Genomic DNA, 15055 nt, shown 5'->3' with positions numbered 1-15055 from the left:
AGGAGAAAAAAAGAATGAGCGAAGCAATCGTTACCCTGAAAAAGGGCGAAGGAAGAATGTTGAAATCAGGAGGACTGTGGATCTTTGACAATGAGATCGCAAGTATCCTCGGAAGCTTTGAGGACGGAGATATCGTGGCAGTACATGATTTTGACGGCTACGGACTTGGCAAAGGCTTTATCAACCGCAATTCCAAAATCCGTGTGCGGATGATGACAAGAAACCGTCATCAGGAGATTGATGAGGCATTTCTGAAGATGCGTGTGCAGGAGGCATGGGATTACCGCAAAAAAGTCAGCGATACCGGAAGCTGCCGTGTGATCTTCGGCGAGGCAGACTTTCTGCCGGGACTGGTGATAGATAAATTTTCCGATGTGCTGGTCGTACAGTCCCTGGCACTTGGCATTGACCGCCTGAAAGATCAGATCGTGGAGCTGCTAAAAGAAGTCCTGGCAGCAGACGGCATCAAGATCCGCGGTGTCTATGAGCGAAGCGATGCAAAAGTACGCCGTCAGGAAGGCATGGAGCTGTACAAGGGATTTATCGGAGAATCGTTTGATACCAACGTGGAGATCGAAGAAAACGGTGTCCGCTACATGGTCGATATCAAAGACGGACAGAAAACAGGATTCTTCCTCGATCAGAAATACAACCGAAAAGCGATCCAGCATCTCTGCAAAGATGCAAAAGTGCTCGACTGCTTTACACACACCGGATCCTTTGCCTTAAATGCCGGATACGGCGGGGCAAAAGAAGTGACCGGAGTTGATGCTTCTGAACTTGCCGTAGAGCAGGCAATACTGAACTCCAAGTTAAACGGCATGGAGGACCGCGTGAAATTTATCTGCCGAGATGTCTTTGAGCTTCTCCCGGAACTGGAAGAAAAAGGGGAGAAATTCGATGTGGTCATCCTCGATCCGCCGGCTTTCACCAAGTCCAGAAATTCCGTGAAAAATGCCGTGAAAGGCTACCGTGAGATCAACCTGCGTGCGATGAAATTGGTGCGTGACGGAGGTTTCCTGGCAACATGTTCCTGCTCACACTTTATGACCTATGAACTGTTCACACAGACCATCCATCAGGCGGCAAGAAATGTCCACAAACGCCTGCGTCAGGTCGAGTACCGCACCCAGGCACCGGATCACCCGATTTTGTGGGCGGCAGAAGAGTCCTATTATCTGAAGTTTTATGTGTTCCAGGTGGTGGATGAGAAGTGATTTTGTAAAATAGTCACGCCATAATGATTCGAAAACAATCCAAATGGGAAAATCCTGGCAGCATGTTAAGTGAAATCCGCCGAAGACGATATTCTCAAATTAAAGTAATGAAAACAGACTCCTGTATCAAGAAAGAATACAGGAGTCTGTTTTTTGGCAGAGTGGAAAAAAGGATTGACGTTGCAGCCTCGTCTGTTCTATACTAGAGGACAGAGAAATCAGATGATTAAATGCGGTTTTCAGGCTGCATTTCAGGAGGAATAAAGATGGAAAAGATCATTTTGACCGGCGACAGACCGACCGGCAGACTTCACGTAGGACATTATGTTGGATCTCTGAAACGCAGAGTTGAGCTGCAGAATTCCGGAGAGTACGACAAGATTTTTATCATGATTGCAGATGCACAGGCACTGACGGACAATGCAGACAATCCGGAGAAGATCCGTCAGAATATTATTGAGGTAGCACTGGATTATCTTTCCTGCGGACTGGATCCGGAAAAATGTACGATTTTTATTCAGTCACAGGTTCCGGAGCTGGCAGAGCTCTCCTTTTTCTATATGAATCTGGTTACTGTTTCCAGACTGCAGAGAAACCCAACCGTTAAGACTGAGATTCAGATGCGTAATTTTGAGACAAGCATCCCGGTAGGATTTTTCACCTACCCGATCAGCCAGGCATCCGATATCACAGCTTTCAAGGCAACGACTGTTCCGGTAGGAGAAGACCAGCTGCCGATGATCGAGCAGGCAAGAGAGATCGTCCGCAAATTCAACAGCGTATACGGCGAGACACTGGTAGAGCCGACCGCACTGATCCCGGAGAATGAAGTATGCTGCCGCCTGCCAGGTACGGACGGTAAGGCGAAGATGAGCAAGTCTCTTGGCAATTGCATCTATCTGTCCGATACAGAAGAAGAAGTTCGCCAGAAGATCATGAGTATGTACACTGATCCGAACCATATCAAAGTGTCTGATCCGGGTAGCGTAGAAGGAAACGCAGTCTTTACTTATTTGGATGCATTCAGCAGACCGGAACATTTTGAGCGTTACCTGCCGGACTATAAAAATCTGGATGAGCTGAAAGCACATTATCAGAGGGGCGGACTTGGAGATGTAAAAGTAAAACGTTTCCTCAATGCTGTGATGCAGGAAGAGCTGGGACCGATCCGTGCAAAAAGAAAAGAGCTGGAACAGCACATTCCGGAGATCTATGAGATCCTGAAAAAAGGAAGCGAAGAAGCAAGAAAAGCAGCAGCAGAAACGATGGCTGAAGTGAAGCGTGCGATGCGTATCAATTATTTTGAAGATGCAGCACTGATCCAGGAACAGTCAGAGCGTTTTGCAGCTAAACATGAGAAATAAATATCAGAAATCAGGCAGATTCTTTTTCTTTTGACACAGGAAATGTGACCGTAAAAGAAGTACCGAGATTTTTGGCACTGACCACCGTGATCTTACCACGGTGGTTTTTTGCTATGGTCTGAGCGATGGCAAGACCAAGTCCATAACCGCCGTCCGTGCGGGCTCGCGATTTGTCGGTGCGGTAAAAGCGTTCAAACAGATGTGGCAGGTCTTCTTCCGGGATGGCCTTTCCGGTATTGTGGACAGTCAGCTTTATTTTTTCGTTTTCAGATGTCAGGGTGACGGTAACTTTTTTATCTGAACTGCCCGATTTTTCAAGAACATCTGCAATGCCGGCATATTTGCAGGCATTATCCAGCAAAATGGCAACCAGCTGTCGAATCTGTGGAGCATCACCGGATATGAAAATATCATCAGAAATTTCATCTTCTATCATGACACCCTGCTCAAAGGCAACCGGCTCAAAAGTTAAAAGACAGCCAAGGATCAGGTCACTGAACGAAAACGTGCTGTAGAGCATTGGCGTGGATTTCGCATCGGAACGGGCCAGAAAGAGCAGATTTTCTACAAGCTTTTTCATACGGCCGGCTTCTTCCTGCGTGCTTTCCACCCACTGGAGTTCATCGCGGATCGTGGCATCTTTGTGTGAGAGCAGAATCCGAAGGTTTGCGAGAATTACAGTCAGCGGTGTTTTCAGCTCATGGGAAGCATCAGCGATAAACTGATTCTGCTGTTCCCAGGCCTTTTCGACCGGTTTTAATGCCCAGCGTGCCAGAAAAATGCTGACCAGAAGAAAACAGAGCAGAAAAAGCAGAAGCATCATGACGCACTGAATGACAAGCTCGCCAAGAGCACGTGTTTCCTGGACCGTATCGGCAAAGGCGATTTTTGTGCCTTCCGGTGTATTCTGCTTGATAAAACGCAGCTTCAGATTTGAAAGATACCCCTGATCTTCGGAAACAGCAAATGCGGCACTTACGGCAGCTTCGGAAAGCGTATCCGTTACGGTATAGGAGCCGCTGGAGTTGGTGTCCGTGATCTCGTTGTTTTCATCAAGAGTGACCAGAAAAACCGGGGTCGAGTTAAATGCCGGATTGCGTCCGCCTGGACCGAAATCAAGACTTGGAGAATGCGGTTTCGTGTCATTTTCCGGCGGCTCCTTTGAGCGTGGGCTGTCCAGCATCTGCCGCATTGCTATTTCACTTTCTGCACGAAAAGCGTGTACACGGGTGAAACAGAACATGCCAAGCACCACACAGAGAATCACGGCAACCAGGGACATGTTGATGATCACAAATTTGCGACGCAGTTTTTTGATCATGATGTTTCCTCACTTTCCAGCCGGTAGCCGACTTTGCGGACGGTTCCAATCGTGACTTTCGAATCCAGATAGTGGAATTTCTTGCGTAAGAACGAAATATAAGCCTCCACATTGTTGCTTTCGGCAGCAGACTCTGCACCCCAGACTTTGACGATCAGCGTTTCCTTTGAAATCAGGATCTTCGGATTAGACATCAGGATTTTGAGGATTTCAAATTCCTTATATCCAAGATGAATGGATTTGTTTTTGCAGGAAAGGTCGTTGCTGGAGAGATTGAGCGTCAGATCATCAAACGTCAGTTCTTCCAGAATCACCTCACCCTGACGTCTTGAGAGGGCACGGATCCTTGCAAGAAGTTCTTCCGGGACAAATGGTTTTGTCATATAGTCATCCGCACCGCTGTCGAGGCCTGTGATCTTGTTTTTTACATCGTCAAGAGCCGTCAGCATGATGACCGGTGTGGAAATTTTGGACTCCCGCAGATGATGTACGACCTCAAAACCATCCATGCCGGGAAGCATCACATCCAGCACGATCACATCGTAATCGCCGGAAGAAGCATAGGCAAGCCCGTCCCGGCCATCGTAAACAATATCTGCCTGATATCTGGCTTCCTGCATAATCTGCCCCAGTGCATCCGCCAGCCGCTTTTCATCCTCTATAATTAAAATCTGCATAAAATCGCCTCCTGTGTATAAAAGATCAGACATTGCAAACAGTGCCTGCGAATGAATATTATAATTGATGATGCCATACGAATTGCTCTGTACTGCGTACTTGCGAAATTCTGTAACCCTGGCATCATCAGTATAGCATAAAAAACTGAAAACAGGCTGAAATATATCACAGTCAGATATTTGATCAAATCAGGCAAGTTCCCTGCTTTCATTGAGAGTATCCGCTTGACTCTCCGACTAAAATATGTTCGACTTAAACTTCGTGACATGAACGAAAATTTCGTTTACAATAGATTTCAGGTCCGCACAAGGAACAAAGCAAACAAGTTCAGATATCATACACAGCGACTGATCATCAGATAAAACCCAAAATAAAATAGAAGAAAAGAGGAAGAAGCATATGAAATCATTAGTGATCGCAGAAAAACCTTCTGTGGGAAGAGATATTGCAAGAGTTTTACATTGCAGCAAAAACATTCCGGGAGCACTCGAGGGGGACAAGTACATTGTAACCTGGGCACTGGGACATCTGGTGACGCTTGCAGATCCGGAAGAATACGATAAAAAATACAGCAAATGGGACATGGAAACACTGCCGATGATGCCGGAAAAAATGCAGCTTGTTGTTATCAGACAGACGGCAAAGCAATATGGGCTGGTGAAAAAGCAGCTGTTCCGCAAGGATGTAAATCAGATTATCATTGCGACCGATGCCGGAAGAGAAGGAGAGTTGGTAGCACGCTGGATCCTGGAAAAATCAGAATGCAAAAAGCCGATCAAACGTCTGTGGATCTCCTCAGTCACAGACAAAGCCATCCGCGAAGGATTTGCAAACCTGCGTGACGGCAGAGCGTACAACAATCTTTACCATGCGGCAAAAGCCAGGGCAGAAGCGGACTGGCTGGTCGGCATCAACGCTACCAGAGCGATGACCTGCAAATACAATGCACAGTTGTCCTGCGGCCGTGTCCAGACACCGACGCTTGCGATGGTGGCACACCGCGAGAAAGAGATCCGCAGTTTTGTACCGAAGGAATATTATGGCATGCAGATTTTATCCGGCGGCGTGCGTTTCACCTGGAAAGATGCAAAAAGCTCCGGTTACTGCACATTTCAGAAACAGAGAATGGATGAAATTGAGAAAAAAGTAAAAGCAGAGATCAAAAGCGGCAAAAAAATGATCATCAAAGAGGTGAAAACAACAGCAAAGAAAACATTTGCACCGGGGCTTTATGATCTGACGGAGCTGCAAAGAGATGCCAACAAACGTTTTGGATATTCGGCAAAAGAGACCTTAAATATCATGCAGCGTCTCTATGAAAGCCATAAAGTGCTGACCTATCCGCGAACCGATTCCAGATATATCACAACCGATGTGGCAGATACCTTAAAAGAACGTTTAAAGGCATGCAGCGTCGGACCTTACCGTAAACTGGCAGGAAGCCTTTCCATGCGTCCAATCCGCAAAAATGCTTCTTTTGTGGACAATAAAAAAGTGACGGATCACCATGCGATCATTCCGACCGAGCAGTTTGTGGATCTGCAGACGATGACGAACGAAGAGCGTAAGGTCTATGATCTGGTAGTACGTAGATTCCTGGCAGTACTGCTTCCGGCATTTGAGTATGATCAGACCGTATTTACCGGCGGGCTGGCAGGAGAGAGTTTTACGGCAAAAGGTAAGATTGTGAAGAGCCAGGGCTGGAAAGAAGCCTATGAAAATCTTGAAACGGATGAAGAATGGGAAGAAGCGGACGATTTGGCAGCGGCACCGAAAGAACAGACGCTGCCGTCCGTGAAAAAGGGCAATAGTATGCCGGTCGCAAAAGTGACAGTTACAACCGGAAAGACAACGCCGCCGGCTTATTTTACGGAGGCAACGCTGCTCTCCGCCATGGAAAATCCGGTCCGCTACATGGAAAGCAAAGATGCAAAAGCGGCAAAAACACTGGGCGAGACGGGCGGACTTGGTACGGTAGCGACAAGAGCCGATATCATTGATAAATTGTTTAACTCTTTCCTGATGGAGAAAAAGGGAAATGAGATCCATGTGACCGGAAAAGGAAAACAGCTGCTGGAGCTGGTTCCGTCCGAACTGAAGAAACCGGAGCTGACGGCAGCCTGGGAAATGAAACTTTCCGGCATTGCAAAAGGAAACTTACAGGAAAAAGCATTTATTGAAGAAATCAGCGATTATACCGAAGAACTGATCCGTGAGATCAAGGCAGGCACACAGACCTTCCGCCACGATAACCTGACCAACAAGAAATGCCCGCAGTGCGGCAAAAGGCTGCTTGCGGTCAATGGAAAGAACAGCAAAATGCTGGTATGTCAGGACAGGGAATGCGGCTATCGGGAAACTCTTTCCAGAACATCCAATGCGAGATGCCCGAAATGCCATAAAAAGATGGAACTGTACGGAAAAGGAGAAGATCAGACATTTATCTGCAAATGCGGATACAAAGAGAAACTTTCAGCATTTAAAAACCGAAGAGAAAAGGAAGGAGCAGGTGTCAGCAAACGGGATGTGCAGAGTTATCTGAAAAAACAGCAAAAAGAAGCCGCCGAACCGTTAAATAACGCGTTTGCGGCGGCTTTTGCCAAACTGGACATCAAATAGAAGCCAGAGTGCCTGTAAGCGGATGCGGATGTTTTATCCGATCAGCTGCAGGATCATTCCGGCGATCACAGCGATCAGATAGAGAATACCGGTAATGGCAAAACATTCTTTTTTATTCCGACTGGTCTTAAACAAGACTACAAGTCCAATCCCGGCACCGGTGCACAGACCGGCAACGGCAGAACCAAAACTGATCGCACCTTCCAGGAAGAGCTGCGTGATCAGGATAGAAGCTGCACAGTTCGGAATCAGCCCAAGCAGTGCAGTCAGAAACGGCTGGAAGACAGTCCCGCCAAGCAGGGCTTTCGAGAGTGATTCCAGCCCGATCCCTTCGAGCAGAAGATTCAGAACGGCATTGAACACAAGGATAAAAGCAAAAAGCTTTAACGTGTGATTCAGTGCCGGCCTTATAATACCGTGATGATCGTGACATCCGCAGTGGTCACAGAGATCCTCGACGTGTTTCTGAGGATGTCTCCATCTGTTCCAGATAAAATCAACCAGATATCCGGCAGGAATGGCGATGATCAGTTTGGCGAGCAGAAGCTTTCCGACCACACCGGCCCGATCCGGATGTGCAAGAAGGATCAGGATCGCTTCATCCGAAGTGGATAAGTATACAGCAATCAAGGTTCCGACTGTGACAATGCCTCCGCAGTAAAGGCTTGAGATCAGAGTGGAAAATCCACACTGAGGGATGCAGCCAAGCAGGGATGCGATGGCCGGTCCGCCTTTTTTGTGCTGAAAGAAATGCGTCAGCCGGTTACTGGAATAGTGTTCGAGGGCTTCCAGGATCAGAAAAGCTACAAATAAAAAGGGAAGCATGCGAAGACTGTCAAGCAGTGCGTCCAGTGCAGCATCCAGAAATAAAGTTGCATTCATATGATATCTCCCATATTCAGGTTATGTTTCTGAGTTACCGGGTATCCGACGGGCAACAGATCGTATGCTGTGCGGATACCAAGCGTGATTATAGCAAAAACGCGGGAAAAAGTATAGCAAAATTTGCGGAGGTTCTCTTCCGGTGCAAAAAAATATGCCGACCGAAGGAAAAATCCGTGGAAGTACTCAGAGAATTCTTAGTTGTAGTTTCAAAGGAAATATGATATACTCTCAGCAGAAAGTTTCAGGTAAACAGACACATAAACTGTCTCGAAACAAAAAAACAGATTGAGGTGCAGAATGAAAAGAGTATTATTGAAATTAAGCGGCGAAGCACTTGCAGGTGATAAACATATGGGCTTTGATGAGCCGACCGTTACAAAAGTAGCAAAACAGGTAAAAGAGATTGTCGATGCAGGTCTGGAAGTCAGCATCGTGATCGGCGGCGGTAACTTCTGGAGAGGCCGCTCCAGTGAGAATATCGACCGCACAAAAGCGGATCAGATCGGAATGCTGGCAACGGTCATGAACTGCATTTATGTATCGGAGATCTTCCGTTCTGTCGGAATGAAAACACAGATCCTGACACCGTTTGCATGCGGAGCGTTTACAAAACTTTTCTCAAAAGACCGTGTCAATAAATATTTTGAAAAAGGGATTGTATCTTTCTTTGCAGGAGGTACCGGACATCCGTATTTTTCCACCGATACAGCAACCGTGCTTCGTGCCATTGAGATTGAGGCAGATGTGATCCTGCTCGCAAAATCCATTGATGGTGTATATGACAGTGATCCGAAGACCAACCCAGATGCAAAAAAATACGATGAAATCTCTATTCAGGAAGTCATCGACCGCAAACTGGGCGTAGTAGATATGGCAGCGTCCATTCTCTGCATGGAAAACAAGATGCCGATGCTTGTTTTCGGGCTGAACGAAGAGAACAGCATAGTCAATACCGTAAACGGCAAATTCAACGGAACAAAAGTTACCGTATAATACCAGAATACAGGAGGAATCAGAAATGGATGAAAGAATCAAAGCATACGATGTCAAAATGACAAAATCATATAACAATCTGCTCGAAGAGTTCGGAGCGATCCGTGCAGGTCGTGCCAATCCGCACGTACTGGATCGTATCACCGTAGAGTACTACGGAACACCGACGCCACTTCAGCAGGTAGGAAACGTTACCGTTCCGGAGCCGCGTATGATCCAGATCCAGCCGTGGGATGCATCTCTGATCAAAGAGATCTGCAAAGCGATCCAGACATCCGACCTTGGCATCAATCCGAATACCGACGGAAAAGTGATCCGTCTGGTATTCCCGGAACTGACAGAGGAACGAAGAAAAGATCTGGTAAAAGAAGTGAAGAAAAAAGGCGAGGGTGCAAAAGTTGCTGTTCGCAATATCAGACGTGACGCAAACGATGCATTCAAGAAACTTGGAAAGGGAAAAGAGGTATCCGAGGACGAAGTCAAAGAGCTGGAAGAAAATGTCCAGAAGCTGACAGACAAGTATATCAAGGATATCGACAAGGCTATCGAGGAGAAATCAAAAGAGATTATGACCGTGTAGTCTTAGAAGGTAAATATTGGGTAAATACAGGGATGTTGCAGTGTGGCATCCCTGCTTTTTTGCACACAGGAGGTTTTGTGTATGAATATTCCACAACATGTAGCAATCATTCTGGACGGCAACGGACGCTGGGCAAAGAGCAAAGGGATGCCGCGTAATTACGGGCATGTACGCGGTGCCAAGAATCTGGAAAAAATCTGCCGTGACGCTTATGATATCGGCATCAAATATCTGACGGTCTATCTGTTTTCGACTGAGAACTGGAAACGTTCCAGAGAAGAAGTTGACGGGCTGATGAAGCTTTTCCGAAGCTATACAAAGACCTGTATCAAGACAGCAAGGGAAAATAATATGAAAGTCCGTGTTCTCGGAGATCCGACGGCACTTGCAGATGATCTGCAGGAGAGCTTAAAAGAACTGGTTGAGTCTTCCAAAAACAATACCGGGCTGAATTTTAACCTTGCGATCAACTATGGAAGCCGTGATGAGATCGTGCGTGCGATCCGGCAGCTCAGTCAGGACTGCGTAGACGGGGCAGTAAAACCGGAAGACATCACAGAAGATCTCTTCTCTGCATATCTGGATACGAGAGAGATACCAGATCCGGATCTTCTGATTCGCACCAGCGGTGAGCTGCGTCTGTCCAACTATCTGCTGTGGCAGCTGGCTTATTCGGAGTTCTATTTCACGGAAGTTCCGTGGCCGGCATTCAATAAAGAAGAACTGTTAAAGGCCATTGAGAAATATAATGGAAGAGAACGCAGATATGGCGGTGTGAAAGGAGAATAAGATATGTTTGTGACAAGACTTATCAGCGGTATCGTTCTGGTGGCAGTGGCACTTCTGACAATCTGCAGCGGAGGCTGGATTTTGTACGGAACACTGACCATCGTATCGCTGATCGGTATGTTTGAACTGTATCGTGCAGTGAAGGTACAGAAACAGGGTGAAAACCTGCTGGCAGTGGTGGGATATCTGGGCGTGATCTTACATTATATTCTGCTGAGTCTCGGATATTCGGAGTATGCGATGATGAACTTGATCATTGTGCTGATCGCCATGATGTTTGTCTATGTGTTTTCTTATCCGAAATATCATGCAGAACAGGTGATGGCAGCCTTTTTCGGTGTGGTCTATGTGGGTGTCATGCTGTCCTACATTTATCAGACCAGGATGATCCGCGACGGAGCATTTCTTGTATGGCTGATCTTTCTGTGTTCTTGGGGATGTGATACCTGTGCTTACTGTGTCGGCATGCTGATCGGGAAACACAAAATGTCTCCGGTTTTAAGCCCGAAGAAATCCGTGGAAGGAGCCGTCGGCGGTGTTGTTGGTGCGGCACTTCTGGGAGCCATCTATGCGGCAGTCGTAGGCAGTCATCTGGAGGCAGAAAATCCGGTGATCACTTATGCGATTATCTGTGCAGTCGGAGCACTGATCTCCATGGTCGGAGATCTGGCAGCATCAGCGATCAAGCGTAATCACAACATCAAAGACTACGGTACACTGATACCGGGACATGGCGGGATCATGGATCGTTTTGACAGTGTGATCTTTACTGCACCGGTTATTTATTATCTTTCCATGTTTATGATGAGATAAGGAGGAACAAATGAAAAATATAGCAGTTTTGGGTTCAACCGGATCGATCGGAACGCAGACGCTGGATGTGGTGCGTGCCAATCCGGAAAGGCTCTGCGTAAAAGCACTGGCAGCAGGTCATAATATTACACAGCTGGAGAGCCAGATCCGCGAGTTTCATCCGCAGATTGCAGCTGTCTGGGACGAAGAAAAAGCAAAGGAGCTGCGGATCCGTACCGCAGACCTTCCGGTGAAGATCGTTTCCGGCATGGAGGGACTTCTTGAGATCGCACAAATGGAAGAAGCAGAAGTGCTGGTGACAGCGATCGTTGGCATGATCGGGATACGCCCGACCATTGCAGCAATAAAAGCAGGAAAGGATATTGCACTTGCAAACAAAGAAACACTTGTAACTGCCGGTCATATCATTATGCCTCTGGCAAAAGAATACAACGTAAAGATCCTTCCGGTGGACAGCGAGCACAGTGCGATTTTCCAGTCCTTAAACGGAGAAAAGAAAACACAGATCGACAAAATCCTGCTGACAGCATCCGGCGGTCCGTTCCGCGGAAAAGATAAAGCATTTCTGAAACATGTGCAGCTTGAGGATGCACTGAAACATCCAAACTGGTCGATGGGACATAAGATCACGATTGATTCTGCGAGTATGGTAAACAAAGGACTGGAAGTGATGGAGGCAAAATGGCTGTTTGATGTGGAACTGGATCAGATCCAGGTTGTGATCCAGCCGCAGAGCATCATCCATTCCATGGTGCAGTACAAAGACGGTGCGGTGATCGCCCAGCTTGGAACCCCGGATATGAAGCTTCCGATCCAGTATGCACTGTTCTATCCAGATCGGGAATATCTGGCCGGAGAACGTCTGGATTTTTGGAGCCTGTCACAGATCACCTTCGAAAAACCGGATATGGAGAATTTCGAAGGACTTCCGCTGGCCTTTGCAGCGGCAAAAGCAGGCGGCTCCATGCCGACTGTATTTAATGCGGCAAACGAGCGTGCAGTCAGCAAATTTTTGAACCGCAAGATCGGTTTTCTGGATATTTACGAGATCATCAAAACCTGTATGGATGCACACAAAGTGATTGAAGCTCCAACGGTGGAACAGATCCTGCAGTGTGAACAGGAAACTTATGAAATGATTGAAAGCAGGTGGTAAATTGAGCATAATTATAGCATTGTTGATCTTCAGCCTGATTGTTCTTTTTCACGAATTCGGACATTTCCTGCTGGCGAAGAAAAATGGCATTACGGTTGTGGAATTTTCTCTGGGAATGGGACCGAGACTGTTAAGCTTTGACAAAGGAGGAACAAAATATTCCTGGAAACTTCTGCCGTTTGGCGGTTCCTGCATGATGCTTGGAGAAGATGAAGGAACGATGGAACCGGGAGCATTTGCAGCGGCATCCGTATGGGCAAGGATTTCAGTTATTGCAGCAGGTCCGGTATTTAACTTTATCCTGGCATTTGTACTGTCTCTGTTTATTATAGGAAGTATCGGGTACGATAAACCGGTGATCCTGCAGGTGAGTGACGGATACCCGGCAGCAGAAGCAGGCCTGAAAGAAGGCGATATTGTTAAAAAGATCAATCACAGCAATATCCATGTGGCAAGAGAAGTAACCAACTATGTGACCTTTCATCAGAAACAGTCCGTGACGATGACGGTAGAACGCGACGGCAAAGATATCACCGTTCAGATGGATCCGGTTGCAAATGAGAGCGGTCGCTACATTTTCGGTATCAGCTGCAGTTCCAATTACCGCGAAAAATGCGGTATCCTCGGCACCCTGAAATACAGTGCCTATGAAGTAAAATATTGGATTCAGCTGACAATCGAGAGTATTAAAATGCTCTTTACCGGTCAGGCGAGCATCAATGATATGTCCGGTCCGGTCGGTGTTGTGAGTTACATCGGAGAGACGTATCAGGAGTCACAGTCCTCCGGAGGTTTCTATGTATGGCTGAATATGCTGAACATATCGATCCTTCTGACAGCAAACCTGGGGGTCATGAACCTTCTGCCAATCCCGGCACTGGACGGCGGCAGACTGGTCTTTCTGATCATTGAGCTGATCCGTGGAAAACGGATCGATCCCGAGAAAGAAGGAATGGTACATTTTGTCGGACTGATGCTTCTGATGCTTTTGATGGTAGTGGTGATGTTCAATGATGTGCGGAAAATCTTCTTTTAAGTGTTAAGATGTTGAGGTTAAAAATTAAAACTGCGATACCGGTGGATCATTCCGTGCTTTGCAGACTCACAATCGTAAAAAAGGTTCATAAGAATCGTAAAAAAAATGTAAAAAAAGGTTGACACACACGGGTCTGTATAATATAATTAAGCAATGTGACGAAGTATGTAAATGTCTGATCCAAGCCCCGGTAACGACATTTTACTATAGAAACTCATAATGGAATATCAATCAGGAGGTTACCCCATGAAAAGTTATATGGCTAGTCCAGCAACAATCGAAAGAAAATGGTATGTAGTGGACGCAACAGGATATACATTAGGTAGATTAGCATCAGAAGTAGCAAAGATCTTAAGAGGTAAAAACAAACCGATCTTTACTCCGTTTATCGATACAGGTGATTATGTAATCATCACAAACGCAGACAAAATCAAAGTAACAGGTAAAAAACTGGAACAGAAAGTTTACTACAGACATTCCGACTACGTTGGAGGAATGAAAGAGACAACTCTGAAAGAAATGTTAAACAAGAAACCGGAAAGAGTTATCGAACTGGCAGTTAAAGGTATGCTTCCAAAAGGACCTCTGGGAAGAGAAATGTACAAAAAACTTTTTGTATATGCTGGTCCGGATCACAAACATGCAGCTCAGAAGCCAGAAGTATTAACATTTTAACAGGAGGTAAATGACAGTGGCTAACAAATTCTACGGTACAGGAAGAAGAAAAAAATCTATCGCAAGAGTATATGTAGTACCTGGTACAGGTAAGATCACAATCAATAAAAGAGATATCGACGAGTACTTTGGTCTGGAAACACTGAAAGTAATCGTTCGTCAGCCGTTAGTAGCAACAGAGACAGCTGATAAATACGACGTACTGGTAAATGTACGCGGTGGTGGTACAACAGGTCAGGCCGGTGCTATCAGACATGGTCTTTCAAGAGCACTGCTTCACGTAGATGGCGAGTTCAGACCAGTCCTGAAAAAAGCAGGATTCCTGACACGTGACCCGAGAATGAAAGAACGTAAGAAATACGGTCTCAAAGCAGCTAGACGTGCACCACAGTTCTCAAAGAGATAATTATCTCGCAAGAGAATTACGATTCAAAGAGATCACAAACCTCAGAAACCTTGTGTTTCTGGGGTTTTTCTTTACCCTTAACTCTTGGTGAAATGTCTAGATATGTGGTGAAACTTTTTTGGTCAAAGTCATAGTGCCGGAGTGTCCCACAATTTTCTTGATGGTTGTATCCTGAGCACCAGCTTCCGATAACCACTATACCCTGATGTCTATGACACCGTTTCCAAAGAGGAAATAGCAGAATTTGAGGATATCATGCGTAAAATCATAACAGGAATCATCTCTGAGGCCAGTGGTATAGCTACATGGGTGTATGTGCAGAAATGTTTTTCTACCGGTTGGGACTAAAAGATGGACTGAATCTGAAAAATACAGTAAAATCTACATTAGAAATGTTATCGGGAAATATTCGTGGAGGGGAACTAAAAGATGAAGAATGAAATCGTATTATTTACAGATGGTGATGTCAATATAGAAGTTCAAATCAATCCTGAGCAGGAGACAGTTTGGCTGACGCAAAAAC

14 protein-coding genes are annotated in these 15055 nt (G+C 46.1%); 11 read left to right on the top strand and 3 right to left on the bottom strand.

Annotated features, from left to right (window positions below; translation table 11 throughout):
* Positions 1 to 14: 14 nt before the first annotated feature.
* Both ACLTL4_RS04920 and trpS read left to right on the top strand, forming a co-directional pair.
* Positions 15 to 1217 carry a class I SAM-dependent rRNA methyltransferase gene (locus ACLTL4_RS04920; RefSeq protein WP_412290387.1) on the top strand — a complete coding sequence of 401 codons (1203 nt, stop codon included), beginning with the start codon at positions 15 to 17 and terminating at the stop codon, positions 1215 to 1217.
* 266 nt (positions 1218 to 1483) lie between these two features.
* Positions 1484 to 2581 (top strand): tryptophan--tRNA ligase, encoded by a 1098-nt coding sequence (gene trpS / locus ACLTL4_RS04915; protein WP_147631840.1) that lies wholly within the window; start codon positions 1484 to 1486, stop codon positions 2579 to 2581.
* 10 nt (positions 2582 to 2591) lie between these two features.
* Here trpS and ACLTL4_RS04910 read toward each other — a convergent pair whose 3' ends face one another.
* Positions 2592 to 3902, bottom strand: a complete 1311-nt coding sequence (locus tag ACLTL4_RS04910; protein WP_412290386.1) for a sensor histidine kinase — start codon at positions 3900 to 3902, stop codon at positions 2592 to 2594.
* Positions 3899 to 4579: a response regulator transcription factor gene (locus ACLTL4_RS04905; RefSeq protein ID WP_173865689.1), complete on the bottom strand. Its 681-nt coding sequence runs from the start codon at positions 4577 to 4579 to the stop codon at positions 3899 to 3901. The genes ACLTL4_RS04910 and ACLTL4_RS04905 overlap by 4 nt, the downstream gene beginning before the upstream one ends.
* Before the next feature lie 400 nt (positions 4580 to 4979).
* Between ACLTL4_RS04905 and ACLTL4_RS04900 the strand changes: the two genes are divergently transcribed.
* Entirely contained in the window at positions 4980 to 7199 is a 2220-nt protein-coding gene (locus tag ACLTL4_RS04900) for a DNA topoisomerase III (RefSeq protein WP_412290384.1), read from the top strand.
* A 33-nt stretch (positions 7200 to 7232) separates the two neighbouring features.
* On the opposite strand, the gene ACLTL4_RS04895 is transcribed toward ACLTL4_RS04900, so the two are convergent.
* Positions 7233 to 8081, bottom strand: coding sequence for a putative manganese transporter (locus tag ACLTL4_RS04895; protein ID WP_147631843.1), 849 nt, complete (start codon positions 8079 to 8081; stop codon positions 7233 to 7235).
* A gap of 300 nt (positions 8082 to 8381) precedes the next feature.
* Here ACLTL4_RS04895 and pyrH point away from each other — a divergent pair, with 300 nt between their 5' ends.
* The 8 genes from pyrH (at position 8382) to rpsI (ending at position 14532) form a co-directional block, all read left to right on the top strand.
* The gene (gene pyrH / locus ACLTL4_RS04890; RefSeq protein ID WP_022118735.1) at positions 8382 to 9077 is read left to right on the top strand and encodes a UMP kinase; all 696 of its coding nucleotides are present in this window, start codon (positions 8382 to 8384) and stop codon (positions 9075 to 9077) included.
* Positions 9078 to 9102: 25 nt separating this feature from the next.
* Positions 9103 to 9657, top strand: coding sequence for a ribosome recycling factor (frr, locus tag ACLTL4_RS04885; RefSeq protein WP_147631844.1), 555 nt, complete (start codon positions 9103 to 9105; stop codon positions 9655 to 9657).
* Positions 9658 to 9738: 81 nt separating this feature from the next.
* On the top strand, positions 9739 to 10446 hold the full coding sequence (locus ACLTL4_RS04880; protein WP_173897611.1) for an isoprenyl transferase: 708 nt from the start codon (positions 9739 to 9741) through the stop codon (positions 10444 to 10446).
* 3 nt (positions 10447 to 10449) lie between these two features.
* Positions 10450 to 11259 (top strand): phosphatidate cytidylyltransferase, encoded by an 810-nt coding sequence (locus tag ACLTL4_RS04875; RefSeq protein ID WP_022118732.1) that lies wholly within the window; start codon positions 10450 to 10452, stop codon positions 11257 to 11259.
* Positions 11260 to 11269: 10 nt separating this feature from the next.
* Positions 11270 to 12415, top strand: a complete 1146-nt coding sequence (gene dxr, locus ACLTL4_RS04870; protein WP_173865687.1) for a 1-deoxy-D-xylulose-5-phosphate reductoisomerase — start codon at positions 11270 to 11272, stop codon at positions 12413 to 12415.
* A gap of 1 nt (position 12416) precedes the next feature.
* Positions 12417 to 13451 carry an RIP metalloprotease RseP gene (rseP, locus tag ACLTL4_RS04865; protein ID WP_147631848.1) on the top strand — a complete coding sequence of 345 codons (1035 nt, stop codon included), beginning with the start codon at positions 12417 to 12419 and terminating at the stop codon, positions 13449 to 13451.
* Between the two features lie 246 nt (positions 13452 to 13697).
* Entirely contained in the window at positions 13698 to 14126 is a 429-nt protein-coding gene (gene rplM / locus ACLTL4_RS04860; protein WP_022118729.1) for a 50S ribosomal protein L13, read from the top strand.
* 16 nt (positions 14127 to 14142) lie between these two features.
* Complete coding sequence (rpsI, locus tag ACLTL4_RS04855; RefSeq protein ID WP_248835028.1) at positions 14143 to 14532, top strand: 30S ribosomal protein S9; 390 nt, start codon at positions 14143 to 14145, stop codon at positions 14530 to 14532.
* Positions 14533 to 15055 lie beyond the last annotated feature (523 nt).

The sequence above is a fragment of the Hominisplanchenecus sp. genome, from assembly GCF_046967715.1.
In the GTDB taxonomy this organism is placed as follows: Bacteria; Bacillota; Clostridia; order Lachnospirales; family Lachnospiraceae; genus Hominisplanchenecus; species Hominisplanchenecus faecis.
This window is presented reverse-complemented; position numbering and strand designations above follow the sequence as displayed.

Coding starts and splice junctions, on each gene's coding strand:
- ACLTL4_RS04920 (WP_412290387.1), top strand. CDS start 15: ATGAGCGAAGCAATCGTTACCCTGAAAAAGGGCGAAGGAAGAATGTTG.
- trpS (WP_147631840.1), top strand. CDS start 1,484: ATGGAAAAGATCATTTTGACCGGCGACAGACCGACCGGCAGACTTCAC.
- ACLTL4_RS04910 (WP_412290386.1), bottom strand. CDS start 3,902: ATGATCAAAAAACTGCGTCGCAAATTTGTGATCATCAACATGTCCCTG.
- ACLTL4_RS04905 (WP_173865689.1), bottom strand. CDS start 4,579: ATGCAGATTTTAATTATAGAGGATGAAAAGCGGCTGGCGGATGCACTG.
- ACLTL4_RS04900 (WP_412290384.1), top strand. CDS start 4,980: ATGAAATCATTAGTGATCGCAGAAAAACCTTCTGTGGGAAGAGATATT.
- ACLTL4_RS04895 (WP_147631843.1), bottom strand. CDS start 8,081: ATGAATGCAACTTTATTTCTGGATGCTGCACTGGACGCACTGCTTGAC.
- pyrH (WP_022118735.1), top strand. CDS start 8,382: ATGAAAAGAGTATTATTGAAATTAAGCGGCGAAGCACTTGCAGGTGAT.
- frr (WP_147631844.1), top strand. CDS start 9,103: ATGGATGAAAGAATCAAAGCATACGATGTCAAAATGACAAAATCATAT.
- ACLTL4_RS04880 (WP_173897611.1), top strand. CDS start 9,739: ATGAATATTCCACAACATGTAGCAATCATTCTGGACGGCAACGGACGC.
- ACLTL4_RS04875 (WP_022118732.1), top strand. CDS start 10,450: ATGTTTGTGACAAGACTTATCAGCGGTATCGTTCTGGTGGCAGTGGCA.
- dxr (WP_173865687.1), top strand. CDS start 11,270: ATGAAAAATATAGCAGTTTTGGGTTCAACCGGATCGATCGGAACGCAG.
- rplM (WP_022118729.1), top strand. CDS start 13,698: ATGAAAAGTTATATGGCTAGTCCAGCAACAATCGAAAGAAAATGGTAT.